The sequence below is a fragment of the Klebsiella sp. A52 genome, assembly GCF_018388785.1.
GTDB classification, from domain to species: domain Bacteria; phylum Pseudomonadota; class Gammaproteobacteria; order Enterobacterales; family Enterobacteriaceae; genus Klebsiella; species Klebsiella aerogenes.
The window spans coordinates 3,396,486-3,408,731 of the sequence record NZ_CP074437.1; the positions used below are offsets into that span (position 1 = coordinate 3,396,486).

Sequence of the window (12,246 nt, forward strand, 5' to 3'; positions counted from 1 at the left end):
TTGACAACAGGAATATGGATCGTGACTAAAATCAAACTTCTGGCACTGGGTGTGTTCATCGCGACGTCAGCTAGCGCAGCGCACGCTGACGGGAAGTTAACGCTGGGGGCCGGCGTGGGCGTCGTCGAGCATCCTTATAAACAATATGATGCAGATGTTTATCCGGTACCTGTCATTAGTTATGAAAGTGATAATTTCTGGTTCCACGGTTTGGGTGGTGGTTACTACCTGTGGAATGATACCAACGACAAACTGTCCGTGACCGCTTACTGGTCGCCGATGTATTTCAAGCCGGGCGACAGCGACAATTCGCAGATGCGCAAGCTGGACCGCCGCAAATCCACCATGATGGCGGGTTTGAGCTACGTTCATAACACTCAGTACGGATTCCTGCGTACGACGCTTGCTGGTGATACGCTGGACAACAGCAACGGTATCACCTGGGATCTGGCCTGGCTGTACCGTTATACCAACGGCAACCTGACCCTGACGCCGGGTATTGGCGTGGAGTGGAACAGCGACAATCAAAACGAATACTACTACGGCGTCTCGAAGCATGAGTCTAATCGCAGCGGCATGCGCAGCTACGATCCTGACAGCAGCTGGAACCCGTATCTGGAGCTGGCGGCGAACTATCGTTTCCTCGGCGACTGGAGCGTTTACGGTATCGCCCGCTACACTCGTTTGTCTGACGAAATCACCGATAGCCCGATGGTGGACAAATCCTGGAGCGGCCTGATTTCGACCGGGATTACCTACTCCTTCTAACAGCGCACTACGACAGACTTTTTTGTGCATCAAAACAGGGCGTTATGCCCTGTTTTACTATCCGGTGGCGCGAAAGTGGCGAACTCCCACGACAATTCGCGTTTATGCCGGGTGGCGGCTACGCCTTATCCGGCCTACGGTCCGCGCTATTGTGAGCTTAAATCTCTATCTCGTACCCATGGTTACTGACACTGCCGGTGTTGGTGGCGACTGGCCGCTCCCTGTCGCCCCATTTAAGTAGGCCTGATAAGCGAAGCGCCATCAGGCGCACATAGGCTACCCGCTCACGCCCGACGGTTATCGGGCGTTTTCGTGCAGGGTTTGCGCGTTGATTAACGCTTCACGACGCGAATGGTCTGCGCCAGGCGGGTGGGTTTCTCTTCGCTGGCTTTCTGCGGCACGGTCACGCAGCAGGTTTCGACGCAAACGAAAGTTTTGTAGCCATCATCCGGCATATCGCCCATGCTGACGGAAAGCGCCGGGCCCGGGTTCCAGGCAACGACGTTACCGTGGTGGCGATGGATCACATCGATGTTGCGCTTCAGGACATCATCATGAATCACGCTGCAGGCTTCGGCGTTCAGATAAACGCGGTCGGTACGGTCAGGGAAGGTCTGGATGCCGTCTTTCAGCACGCCTTCTTCGGCATTCAGCACTTTATCAACATAGCGATTGCCAAGGCCGCTAACTTTCACCGCCGCGATATCGCCAACGTTGAAATAGGTGTGCAGGGCAGAAGTGGTTTCAAACTCGCCGTGGGCTTCCAGTTCGATCTCGCAGGTCTTACCCAGCTTGAAGCGCGCATACAGCGTGAAGTCGTGCGGCCAGTATTTGCGGGTTTCGTCACTGCTCTGCAGTTCGAAGGTCAGCATCACGCCGTTTTCATCTTCGTCCTGGCATTTTAGCGCCCACGGCAGGTTACGTGCGAAACCGTGCGACGGCAGCCCCTGTTGCGCTGATGGGCCGAACCACGGCCAGCAGATGGGTACGCCACCGCGCAGGGCGACGCCGCTTTTAAATGGGGTATTGTTGCTCAACCACAAAACTTCTTCTTCACCGGCCGGTTGCCAGGAGAGCAGGTGAGCGCCCTGTAGGGCGACGGAAGCTTTTACCTGCGGGTGGTCAACCACGATAAGTTCAAGATCGTCCAGCTGGCGGCGGGATAAAGCAGGAGAAAGTTGTTCAATCACCGGGAGAGCAAAAATTTTATTAATCATTACGCCATCCTCTTTCAGGCAAAAAAAAGAGCGACCGAAGCCGCTCTTATTAATTACTTGTTCATCTCAACTTATTTGGAGATGTGAGCAATCAGGTCCAGAACTTTGTTGGAGTAACCAGTTTCGTTGTCGTACCAGGAAACCAGTTTCACGAAGTTGTCGTTCAGTGCGATACCAGCTTTAGCATCGAACACGGAAGTGCAAACTTCGCCGTTGAAATCGGTAGATACAACGTCGTCTTCGGTGTAACCCAGAACGCCTTTCATTGCGCCTTCAGAAGCCGCTTTGATTGCTTTCTTGATTTCTTCGTAGGACGCTGCTTTTTCCAGACGAACGGTCAGGTCAACAACGGATACGTTCGGAGTCGGAACGCGGAACGCCATACCGGTCAGTTTGCCGTTCAGTTCTGGCAGTACTTTACCTACAGCTTTAGCAGCGCCGGTAGAGGACGGGATGATGTTCTGAGCTGCGCCGCGGCCGCCGCGCCAGTCTTTGTGAGACGGGCCATCAACGGTTTTCTGAGTTGCGGTGGTAGCGTGAACGGTGGTCATCAGGCCTTCAACGATACCGAAGTTGTCGTTGATAACTTTAGCCAGCGGAGCCAGGCAGTTAGTGGTGCAGGATGCGTTAGAAACGATGTCCTGGCCTGCGTAAGTGTCGAAGTTAGCGCCGCGAACGAACATCGGAGTGTTGTCTTTGGACGGGCCAGTCAGAACGACTTTTTTCGCGCCAGCGGTGATGTGTTTACGAGCGGTTTCGTCGGTCAGGAAGATACCGGTTGCTTCAGCAACAACGTCAACACCAACTTCGTCCCATTTCAGGTTAGCCGGGTCACGTTCAGCGGTAACACGGATTTTTTTACCGTTAACGACCAGATGACCGTCTTTCACTTCAACGGTGCCGTCGAAACGACCGTGAGTGGAGTCATACTTCAGCATGTAAGCCATGTACTCTGCGTCTAACAGGTCGTTGATTGCAACGATCTCGATGTCAGAACGTTTCTGAGCAGCACGGAAAACAATGCGACCGATACGGCCAAAACCGTTGATACCTACTTTGATAGTCATATATTCCACCAGCTATTTGTTAGTGAATAAAAGGTTGCCTGTAAAATTACAAAAACCTTACGCAGCGTCAAGCGGAATCGTGTCAATCATTGCGACAAATCAATCCTGAGCAGACCTTTGCGCGATTGATTTGCCTCACTCTCCCTTTGAGCCCAATTCCATATGGGGACTGCGTCCGGAATTTTAAAGGTCATATAAGATAAAAATGTGATTGGTATCACAATTATCTGGCTGCCTGATGGCATCGGATAAGTTTAGAACAAAAGTACAGGTTTCATTGTTAATGTTTTGTTAGAATCGACGGGTAAAGTTGCCCTTTCAAAGCGAGAAGTAATCACATGGCTAATAAACCATCTCCTGACGAGCTCAAACAAGAATTGAGCGAGATGCAGTTTTATGTGACGCAGAATCACGGTACCGAACCGCCGTTTACCGGTCGGTTGCTGCATAACAAAAAAGACGGCATCTACCACTGCCTGGTCTGCGATGCGCCGCTGTTTCACTCACAATCCAAGTATGACTCCGGCTGTGGCTGGCCGAGCTTCTATGAGCCGGTGAGCGACGACGCGATTCGTTATCTCAATGATTACTCCCACGGTATGCAGCGTACGGAAATTCGCTGTGGCAATTGCGATGCACACCTGGGGCATGTCTTCCCGGATGGCCCGCAGCCGACCGGCGAGCGTTTTTGCGTCAATTCGGCCTCATTAAGCTTCACCGATGACCAAAACGGCGAGCGAACCAAAGGCTAAGAAACGATTCAGCAAATTATTCCAAGTCGGATGAGCAGAAGATGGATATCGAGCAAATTATTGCCAGTATGACGCCGGAACTGTACCAACGTTTAGCCACCGCGGTGGAGTTAGGAAAATGGCCGGACGGCGTTGCGCTGACCCCGGAACAAAAAGAAAACAGCATGCAGCTGGTGATGTTGTGGCAGGCGCGCAATAACACGGATGCGCAGCATATGACCATCGACACCAACGGTCAGATGGTGATGAAGAGCAAACAGCAATTGAAAGAGGATTTCGGAATCGTGCCGAAGCCGATTGCGACGTTCAAACCGCAGTAATCTGCTGCACTGAGCGCCCGGTTTAACCGGGCGGCTCTTTAAGTCACCCCGGTCGCGTCGTGCTTCCGGGGCTCGCGCTTTACTGCGTCTTGATACCTAGCGACTCGGCCAGCTGTCGGGCAAGCTGGTTTTTGTCATCTGCGCCATATTCCCAGAACATGCCGCCCGCTAACCCTTTGCTCTTGATGTAATCGGCTTTGATCGCCACCGAACGAGGGTTCTCGTAGGACAGGGCGAATAGCGCTTTGCCATCGGTTGATTTTACCGATAACCACGGCACCTTCGCTTCGTCATCCCAATGTTCAGTAAAGCGTTTCTGCGGATCGTTTAGTAGTTTGGCGACAATATCGTTGTATTTCACATAGGTATCTTTGCTAAGGTCATAACCCAGCGATTTAAACAACTCGATTTGCTGCGCCCCGAAGTAAGGTTGGGTGGCCGGGTTTTTCTGCGCATCCGGCTTACTCCAGTCGATGCCTGGCTCGACGGCACGTTTCGGTACCCGGCCATAGAAACCGATACCGAGATTCATCTGGCTGGGTTTGAGACCAGCAGCCAGATAGTTATTAACCACAAAATCGGCGCTGTATTTATCCGCTGCGGCCGCCGTCGGCCAGTGGCGGGAGTCATACAGATTGGAGTTGAAATATTGCGTGCCGTAGGCCATGTCGTAGGTCATCAGGTTGATGTAATCCAGCTGCGGGGCGACCGCTTTCACGTCGACCCAGCTTTTTGGACTTTCAACATTAGCGCCCACGGCGATGGTCACCAGTTTCTTAGTGCCAACGGCGGCACGCAGTTCTTTAAGCAACGCGGTAAAGTTATCGCGATCCGCCGGTTGGCTAGCCACTAATCCCCAGGCGCCGTTAACCGGAAATTCCCAGTCAAGATCGATGCCATCAAGGCCATACTGGTTAATGACCTGCTGAACCGAACGAATAAACACCGCCCGGCTTTCCGGCGTGGCCGCCGCGCCGGAAAATCCACGCGCGCCCCAGCCGCCGACGGAGAGCAGGACTTTTAGATCCGGGTTTTGCTGACGTAGCGCCGGCAGTTTTTGTAAATCCGCCTGTACTTTCGGCGACAGCCAGATTTGATGGAGATGGTCAGGGTCTTTCAGCGCGTCGTTGGTCTCGTCTTTTTCATCGTTGTAGATAAGGCCGAACGAGTAGTTAAGATGGGTTATTTGTCGGACATCAAGCTTGTCGATATCGCCGCCGGGGCCAGCGGTGACGTCGCCGCCGCCGTTAAAGTAGCCGACCGACATGTAAGATTGCGCGGAAACGACAGAGGCGCAGAGCAGGGGTAATGCTGCCAGCAAGGGCAAAAGTTTCATCGGAGTTCCTCTTTGACAATAATAAAAATGCACACGCCACGGAAATGGCGTGGCGAAAAAACAGCCTGCCCACAGTATCAGCCCTTATCCGGGGAAACTGCGAGACAGCTCAATTTATCGAGGTCAACGAGGCGGTAAATACCGCCCGGCGTGAGGCACGCCGGGCGAGACGTCAGGGCTGAGTTTCCAGCCAGTCATCGAGGGTGTAGAGCGTGGCTCCGGCAGCGGCCATGTCCATAAAGGCAACGGCGCTGTCCTGCGGCTGCAGGTTGACGCCGCGACAGCCGTCGGTGATAACGTTAACGGTGTAGCCCAAATCCAGCGCATCGAGCGCGGTAAATTTAACGCAGTAATCCGTCGCGAGGCCGAGAATGTTCAGCTCCGTCACGCCGTGCGCGCGTAGCCAGCCATCCAGTTCGGTTTTCTGCCGGTGACCGTTGTCGAAAAACGCGCTGTAGCTGTCGATTGCCGGGTTTTGCCCTTTATGAAACACGGCGTTGATGGCCTGCTGTTTCAGTAACGGGTGCAGCGCGGCGCCATCGCTATGCTGCACGCAGTGATCGGGCCAGAAAGTCTGCGGCAGGCCATCAAGCTCGCCCTGGGCATAGGGTTCTGCCTGATGCTGGCTGGCAAAGCTGCCGTGGTTGGCCGGATGCCAGTCCTGGCTTGCGATGATGGCGTCGCCGCGCGCCAGGCTCCAGTCGATCAGCTGATTTGCGATATCAATGGTGCTATCGCCTTCGGGGACGGCTAGCGCGCCGCCGGCGCAGAAATCGTTTTGCAGGTCGACCAATAGCAGTGCGCGGTGGCTCATAGCATGCTCCTTATTCATCGGGGGTCAGCTCGCCGCGCAGGTTTTGCTGCATGGCGTTCCGAATGGCCGCACCATCAAGGTTCTGACTGAGCAGATAGTGTAGCTTGGTCAGCGTCGCTTCCACGGTCATATCAAAACCGCTAATGACACCGGCCTGCGCCAGTGCGTTGCCGGTGGCGTAGCCGCCCATATTCACCTTACCCGACATGCATTGCGTCAGATTCACCACCACGATACCGCGCTGGCTGGCTTCCGCCAGGACCTGAATAAACTCGCCGTTCTGCGGCGCATTGCCTACGCCATAAGAGCGCAGGATCAGCGCTTTCACCGGCTGACGCAGGAAGTTACGCACCACATCGGCAGAAATCCCCGGATAGATGGTGACCACGCCGATCGGCTGCGGCGTAATCGGGTGAACGATCAGCTCGCCATTTCCGTGCGGCGCCGGCGGGGTACCGAGACGGCGGATATGGATGCCGGCCTCCAGCAGTGGCGCGAGGTTTGGCGAAGCAAAGGCATCAAAACCGTCTGCGTGGGCCTTAGTCGTGCGGTTGCCGCGATACAAACGATTATTGAAGAACAGCGAAACTTCGTTGATGGGATAGTTGGCGGCGACGTACAGCGCATTGAGCAAATTGATTTGCCCATCGGAACGCAGCTCGGCTAGCGGGATTTGTGACCCTGTCACAATCACCGGCTTACCTAAATTCTCCAGCATGAACGACAGCGCCGAAGCGGTAAAGGCCATGGTGTCGGTGCCGTGCAGGATAACAAAGCCATCGTATTGGTCGTAGTGGTCGCGAATATCGTCAGCGATATGCTGCCAGTCTTCCGGCGTCATATCAGACGAATCCATCAACGGCGCATATTCATGAATAGTGAAGTCCGGCATCTCCGGGCGGTGGAACTCGGGCATCAGCGCCAGCTGGCGCTGCAGGTGGCCGGAAACGGGGATATAACCGTGATCGGAGCGCTGCATACCGATGGTCCCACCGGTGTAGGCAACGTAAATCGATTTCTTTTGCATAGCATCGCTTAGGTTGGATGTGAACAGGCGCAGTATAAAGTGGCAGGCAAAAAAATAAAGCGCTAACCCTGGGAGTTGCAGAGAAGCGCTTGAATTTAATGTCGTTGAAACGCTGCCCCACGGCGGGGGCAGACGGGGGATTAACGAATATTGGCGCAGGTCAGACAGAAGGCATAGCGATTCTGCGGATCGTTAAATGCCGCCAGTTTATCGCTTTCCGTTTTCACAACGTCCGCGGCTGCCGCAACCGGCGCAGGCAGGTATGCCTGGATGGCGGCCGGCAGAGCCGCGCGCACTGAACCGGTCAGGCTATCCATCACCATCGCGAAGAACGTTGGTTCTTCCTGGTACCAGGTGATATGCCACTGTTTCAGTTTCGCCAGCTCCGCGGCTTTCGCCACCGCATCGTCAAAATCGCCGAGGCTATCCACCAGACCGTTGGCCTTGGCGTCTTCACCGGTCCAGACGTGGCCTTGCGCGATTTGGTCAATCTTCTCCGGCGTGCTCTTACGCGCGTTAGCCACCAGGGTGATAAAGCGCTTATAGCCGTTTTCGATGCTCAGCTGTATTAACTGCTGCACTTCCGGCGGCAGCGATTTGGTGGTTGAGACATCGGCCAACGGCGAGGTGGCGACGCCATCGGTATGGACGCCAATTGAACCGAGCGTATTTTCCACCGTGTTAATCACGCCAAAGATACCGATGGAGCCGGTAAGGGTGCTCGGGTTCGCCACGATGTAATCCGCAGGGGTGGAGATCCAGTAACCGCCGGATGCCGCCATGCCGCCCATTGAGACCACCACCGGTTTACCCGCCGCTTTCGCCGCCGCCAGTTCTTCGCGGATGACCTCCGAGGCGCTGACGCTGCCGCCAGGACTGTTGACGCGCAGAACGATCGCTTTCACTTTCGGATCCAGGCGCGCGTCGCGGATTTGCGCCGCGGTGGTGTCGCCGCCGACGTTACCCGGCGTTTCTTCACCATCCATGATGGCGCCGTTCGCAAAGATAACCGCTACCGCTGAACCCTGTTCAGCAGGCGCTTTGACGTTGTAATCGTAGTAGCTGATGGCGCGATAGTTGTTATCCGCTTTGCTCCAGCCAAACTGCTTAGTGAGCGCCTTTTCCACTTCCGTCGAGGTGGCCAGCTCGTCGACCAGCTTGTTATCCAGCGCGTATTTCGCGGTATCGCCATCGACTTTACGCAGGCCGTCGATCACGCCCTGAGCGCCGGGGAACAGCTGCTGCGCGGTGATCTGGCGGTTAGCGGCAATAGTGTTGAGATAGTTCTGCCACAGTTCGCCGATCCAACGGCTGTCCGCTTCACGCGCAGCCGGCGACATGTCGTCGCGAATAAACGGCTCGACGGCGGATTTGTAGGTACCGACGCGGAAAACGTGGGTCGAGACTTTCAGTTTATCCAGCAGCGATTTGTAGTACAGACCGTTGGTGGCAAAGCCGTGCAGGTCGACTTCACCCTGCGGCGAGAGCCAAATTTTATTGGCGAAGCTCGCCAGGTAGTATTGCCCCTGGGTGTAGCTGCTGCCGACGGCATATACCGGTTTACCGCTGTCGCGGAACTCGCGAAGCGCTTTACCGATGTACTGCATCGAAGGCTGATCGCCGCCGACGAAGTTTTTCAGATCCAGTACGATACCGGTGATATTACGGTCGTCTTTCGCCTGGCGAATCGTCTGCACGATATCGAACAGTGAGTTCTCCTGCAGACGATCGGAACTGGCGCCGAACAGCTGGCGACCGATGACTCCCAGTTTGCTGCTGGCAGAAGGCTTATCAACTACCACGCCGGTGATGTTCATCAGCAGCGCGCCGCGTGCGGTATGTTCCGCGGTGCTGCTGCTAAACTGCGCCCAGATGCCGACGCAAATCAGCACCAGTGCCAGGAACACCAGGTTCAGCGCGAATTGGCGAATGAAATTGAGTATTCGCCATGTCCATTTAAAAAATCCGGCAAGAAATCGCCAAAGGGTTCGCATGTATTCTCCCTAATATTTTGATGATGGGTCAGCCGCAGGGGCTGCCGCGTCTGGCTATCCTAAAGAGAGTGCCGACGCTTGTCAGCAGGAATCACCCATCGGGCTGTAACAAAATCCATGCGCATGTTAATTTTATGCAAAATGACATCACAGGAGTTACACAGATGGATGCTCTCGAACTACTGATAAATCGCCGCAGCGCGTCGCGCCTGACCGACCCGGCTCCGGCTGGCGAACAGCTGGAAAATATCCTTCATGCGGGGATGCGCGCGCCGGATCACGGTACGTTACAGCCGTGGCGGTTCTTTATTATTGCCGATGATGGCCGCGAACGCTTTAGTCAACTGCTGGAAAAAGGGGCGATGGCCGCCGGGCAGGATGAAAAAGCCATTGAAAAAGCACGCAATGCGCCGTTTCGCGCACCGCTGATTATCGCGGTGGTCGCGCGCTGCGAAGAGCATCCGAAGGTGCCGCAGTGGGAACAGGAGATGTCCGCGGGATGCGCGGTGATGGCGATGCAAATGGCCGCAGTGGCGCAGGGCTTTAACGGTATCTGGCGTAGCGGTGCGTTAACCGAGAGTCCGGTTGTCCGCGAAGGCTTTGGCTGCCGCGAGCAGGACAAAATTGTCGGTTTCCTTTACCTCGGCACGCCGCAGTTAAAAGCAGCAACCACGTTTGCGCGACCGGATACCGCGCCGTTCGTCACGCGCTTCTGAGTCAACGCTTGTTACGCCGGGTGGCGGCTGGCGCCTTACCCGGCCTACGGGGCGTGCGGCCTGCCTTTAATTTATTCACCATGCTGGCTGAAACTACTGATGCTGGCTATCTCAAAATCCCCGGTGGCGTTGCCGCTTACCGGGGCTACAGCGCTTTGCGATTTGGTAGCCCGGAGAAGGCGCAGCGCGCCGCCTCCGGGAATGCAAAGGCGATGACGTTACTTCTGCGTTTTGGCGAATTCATCTTTGGCTTTCTGCAACTGCTGCTGGAAAGCCGGATTGGTATGCAGGGTCGCCACTACCGCCGAGCCGACAATACGCGCCGCATCGACGTCGCTCTGCCAATGATAGCCGCAGATAACCCGGCTTTCGCCCAGCTCATAGCCGCGCTTGAGAATTTCGTTTTGTCGTTGCGGGTTGATCTCCGCCAGTACCAGCGCGGTTGCCCAACCGATTGAGGTGTGGCCGGAAGGATAAGAGCCGTTTTTCGACAGCTTGTCCTGCTCGGTGGTGTTACAGGTTGAGACGCCGTAGAACGCAAACGGGCGAATGCGCATATATTTTTCTTTCGCGCTGCGGGTGGCCAGATCGCCGGCATCCTCAATCATATTCGTCAGCAGCTTATGCAGCTGCGGCGCGTCTTTTTCGGTGATGGGCGAACCAAAGGCGCTGGAGAAGGCATTCGCCACGCCGCCGGCGCTAAGGTTGGCATCTTCAGCCGCCAGTTTACCGCGTTCGGTATTGCGCAGCAGTCGTCCTTTCTCATACATCGCCTGATCGTTTAAAAATGCGATACTGCCAACTTCCGGCGGCGGCGGCAGCAGCGCCAGGCTATCGATGGCCTGGGCATTTTTCAGATAATAGAGATCGGGTTTGGTTGTCGCATCGTTGCCGGCAGGGACCAGTGCGAAAGCGTTAACGGAAAACAGGCTGGCGAGGCAGAGGGCGAGAACGCGCTTTTTCATCTACATTTCCTTACGGTGTTATATGTCCAGAACAATGGTTTTGTTTTTAGTCACATTTTTGTCATCTGTAAGTAAAAGTTAAAATCACATTGAAAAAATTGTTCGGTATCGCAAAAACGCATATTTGTCTGCTTAATGAGCAACCACTCGCGATTTCGGACTGTCGCACTTATCACCTTGCCGTTTGGGCGCTACCATAGCGGGATTGCAATGACAGGAGATGTCCATGAGCGAGCAAGCTATTCGTTTAACGCAATACAGCCACGGAGCCGGTTGCGGTTGTAAAATTTCCCCCAAAGTGCTGGAAACCATTCTGCATAGCGAGCAGGCGAAGTTTGTCGACCCGAACCTGCTTGTCGGCAACGAAACCAGCGATGATGCGGCGGTCTACGATCTGGGTAACGGGACGTCGATCATCAGCACCACCGATTTTTTCATGCCGATCGTCGATAATCCTTTTGATTTTGGCCGTATTGCGGCGACTAACGCCATCAGCGACATTTTCGCCATGGGCGGCAAACCGATTATGGCGATTGCGATACTTGGCTGGCCAATCAACACGCTGGCGCCGGAGATTGCTCGCGAAGTGGTTGAAGGCGGGCGTTTTGCCTGCCAGCAGGCCGGAATTGCGCTGGCGGGCGGTCACTCCATCGATGCGCCAGAACCGATTTTCGGGCTCGCGGTGACCGGCGTGGTACCAACCGAACGTATCAAGAAAAATAGCACCGCGCAGGCGGGCTGTAAGCTGTATCTGACCAAACCACTGGGCATTGGCGTGCTGACTACCGCCGAGAAGAAATCGCTGCTGAAGCCGGAACATCAGGGGCTGGCGACGGAGACCATGTGCCAGATGAACCTTGCCGGCGCCGCATTTGCCAATATCGAAGGGGTAAAAGCGATGACGGACGTCACCGGTTTCGGCCTGCTGGGGCATCTCAGCGAAGTCTGCCGCGGCGCGGGCGTTCAGGCGCAGCTAAATTACGCCGATATCCCGAAACTGCCGGGCGTTGAAGCCTATATCGCCGCCGGAGCGGTGCCGGGCGGCACCGGGCGCAACTTTGCCAGCTACGGTCATTTGATGGGCGAGATGCCGGCGGAATGGCGCGATCTGCTGTGCGATCCGCAAACTTCCGGCGGCCTGCTGCTGGCGGTAACGCCGGAAGCTGAAGCCGAAGTCCAGGCCGCTGCCGCGGAATTTGGCATCAAGCTGGCCGCCATTGGCGAGCTGGTAACCGCCCGCGGCGGGCGTCCAATGATCGAGATCCGTTGA

12 protein-coding genes are annotated in these 12,246 nt (G+C 55.5%); 5 read left to right on the forward strand and 7 right to left on the reverse strand.

Going from position 1 to position 12,246, the window contains the following annotated elements; translation table 11 throughout:
• The first annotated feature begins 21 nt into the window (after nucleotides 1-21).
• Nucleotides 22-768: a MipA/OmpV family protein gene (locus KGA69_RS16035; RefSeq protein ID WP_045393290.1), complete on the forward strand. Its 747-nt coding sequence runs from the start codon at nucleotides 22-24 to the stop codon at nucleotides 766-768.
• A 332-nt stretch (nucleotides 769-1,100) separates the two neighbouring features.
• Here KGA69_RS16035 and KGA69_RS16040 read toward each other — a convergent pair whose 3' ends face one another.
• The gene (locus tag KGA69_RS16040; protein WP_045393288.1) at nucleotides 1,101-1,985 is read right to left on the reverse strand and encodes a D-hexose-6-phosphate mutarotase; all 885 of its coding nucleotides are present in this window, start codon (nucleotides 1,983-1,985) and stop codon (nucleotides 1,101-1,103) included.
• Between the two features lie 71 nt (nucleotides 1,986-2,056).
• The gene (gene gapA / locus KGA69_RS16045; RefSeq protein ID WP_004203784.1) at nucleotides 2,057-3,052 is read right to left on the reverse strand and encodes a glyceraldehyde-3-phosphate dehydrogenase; all 996 of its coding nucleotides are present in this window, start codon (nucleotides 3,050-3,052) and stop codon (nucleotides 2,057-2,059) included.
• 338 nt (nucleotides 3,053-3,390) lie between these two features.
• Between gapA and msrB the strand changes: the two genes are divergently transcribed.
• Together msrB and KGA69_RS16055 are read left to right on the forward strand one after the other, a co-directional pair.
• Nucleotides 3,391-3,804 carry a peptide-methionine (R)-S-oxide reductase MsrB gene (msrB, locus tag KGA69_RS16050; RefSeq protein WP_045393286.1) on the forward strand — a complete coding sequence of 138 codons (414 nt, stop codon included), beginning with the start codon at nucleotides 3,391-3,393 and terminating at the stop codon, nucleotides 3,802-3,804.
• A gap of 41 nt (nucleotides 3,805-3,845) precedes the next feature.
• A complete protein-coding gene (locus KGA69_RS16055) occupies nucleotides 3,846-4,124 on the forward strand; it encodes a YeaC family protein (protein WP_015366149.1) in 279 nt (92 codons plus the stop codon).
• A 79-nt stretch (nucleotides 4,125-4,203) separates the two neighbouring features.
• Here KGA69_RS16055 and KGA69_RS16060 read toward each other — a convergent pair whose 3' ends face one another.
• The 4 genes from KGA69_RS16060 to sppA form a co-directional block, all read right to left on the reverse strand.
• The gene (locus KGA69_RS16060; protein WP_047077933.1) at nucleotides 4,204-5,460 is read right to left on the reverse strand and encodes a chitinase ChiD; all 1,257 of its coding nucleotides are present in this window, start codon (nucleotides 5,458-5,460) and stop codon (nucleotides 4,204-4,206) included.
• Between the two features lie 172 nt (nucleotides 5,461-5,632).
• A complete protein-coding gene (pncA, locus tag KGA69_RS16065; RefSeq protein WP_213292461.1) occupies nucleotides 5,633-6,274 on the reverse strand; it encodes a bifunctional nicotinamidase/pyrazinamidase in 642 nt (213 codons plus the stop codon).
• Between the two features lie 10 nt (nucleotides 6,275-6,284).
• Nucleotides 6,285-7,301: an asparaginase gene (ansA, locus tag KGA69_RS16070; RefSeq protein ID WP_045393280.1), complete on the reverse strand. Its 1,017-nt coding sequence runs from the start codon at nucleotides 7,299-7,301 to the stop codon at nucleotides 6,285-6,287.
• Between the two features lie 140 nt (nucleotides 7,302-7,441).
• Nucleotides 7,442-9,295 carry a signal peptide peptidase SppA gene (sppA, locus tag KGA69_RS16075; protein ID WP_047045111.1) on the reverse strand — a complete coding sequence of 618 codons (1,854 nt, stop codon included), beginning with the start codon at nucleotides 9,293-9,295 and terminating at the stop codon, nucleotides 7,442-7,444.
• A 164-nt stretch (nucleotides 9,296-9,459) separates the two neighbouring features.
• Here sppA and KGA69_RS16080 point away from each other — a divergent pair, with 164 nt between their 5' ends.
• Nucleotides 9,460-10,011, forward strand: coding sequence for an NAD(P)H nitroreductase (locus KGA69_RS16080; protein ID WP_045393276.1), 552 nt, complete (start codon nucleotides 9,460-9,462; stop codon nucleotides 10,009-10,011).
• A gap of 218 nt (nucleotides 10,012-10,229) precedes the next feature.
• Here the strand turns inward: KGA69_RS16080 and phoC are convergent, their stop codons facing one another.
• Complete coding sequence (gene phoC / locus KGA69_RS16085; protein WP_015705781.1) at nucleotides 10,230-10,976, reverse strand: acid phosphatase PhoC; 747 nt, start codon at nucleotides 10,974-10,976, stop codon at nucleotides 10,230-10,232.
• Between the two features lie 226 nt (nucleotides 10,977-11,202).
• Here phoC and selD point away from each other — a divergent pair, with 226 nt between their 5' ends.
• Nucleotides 11,203-12,246: a selenide, water dikinase SelD gene (selD, locus tag KGA69_RS16090; protein WP_045360482.1), complete on the forward strand. Its 1,044-nt coding sequence runs from the start codon at nucleotides 11,203-11,205 to the stop codon at nucleotides 12,244-12,246.

Coding starts and splice junctions, on each gene's coding strand:
- KGA69_RS16040 (WP_045393288.1), bottom strand. CDS start 1,985: ATGATTAATAAAATTTTTGCTCTCCCGGTGATTGAACAACTTTCTCCT.
- gapA (WP_004203784.1), bottom strand. CDS start 3,052: ATGACTATCAAAGTAGGTATCAACGGTTTTGGCCGTATCGGTCGCATT.
- msrB (WP_045393286.1), top strand. CDS start 3,391: ATGGCTAATAAACCATCTCCTGACGAGCTCAAACAAGAATTGAGCGAG.
- KGA69_RS16055 (WP_015366149.1), top strand. CDS start 3,846: ATGGATATCGAGCAAATTATTGCCAGTATGACGCCGGAACTGTACCAA.
- KGA69_RS16060 (WP_047077933.1), bottom strand. CDS start 5,460: ATGAAACTTTTGCCCTTGCTGGCAGCATTACCCCTGCTCTGCGCCTCT.
- pncA (WP_213292461.1), bottom strand. CDS start 6,274: ATGAGCCACCGCGCACTGCTATTGGTCGACCTGCAAAACGATTTCTGC.
- ansA (WP_045393280.1), bottom strand. CDS start 7,301: ATGCAAAAGAAATCGATTTACGTTGCCTACACCGGTGGGACCATCGGT.
- sppA (WP_047045111.1), bottom strand. CDS start 9,295: ATGCGAACCCTTTGGCGATTTCTTGCCGGATTTTTTAAATGGACATGG.
- KGA69_RS16080 (WP_045393276.1), top strand. CDS start 9,460: ATGGATGCTCTCGAACTACTGATAAATCGCCGCAGCGCGTCGCGCCTG.
- phoC (WP_015705781.1), bottom strand. CDS start 10,976: ATGAAAAAGCGCGTTCTCGCCCTCTGCCTCGCCAGCCTGTTTTCCGTT.
- selD (WP_045360482.1), top strand. CDS start 11,203: ATGAGCGAGCAAGCTATTCGTTTAACGCAATACAGCCACGGAGCCGGT.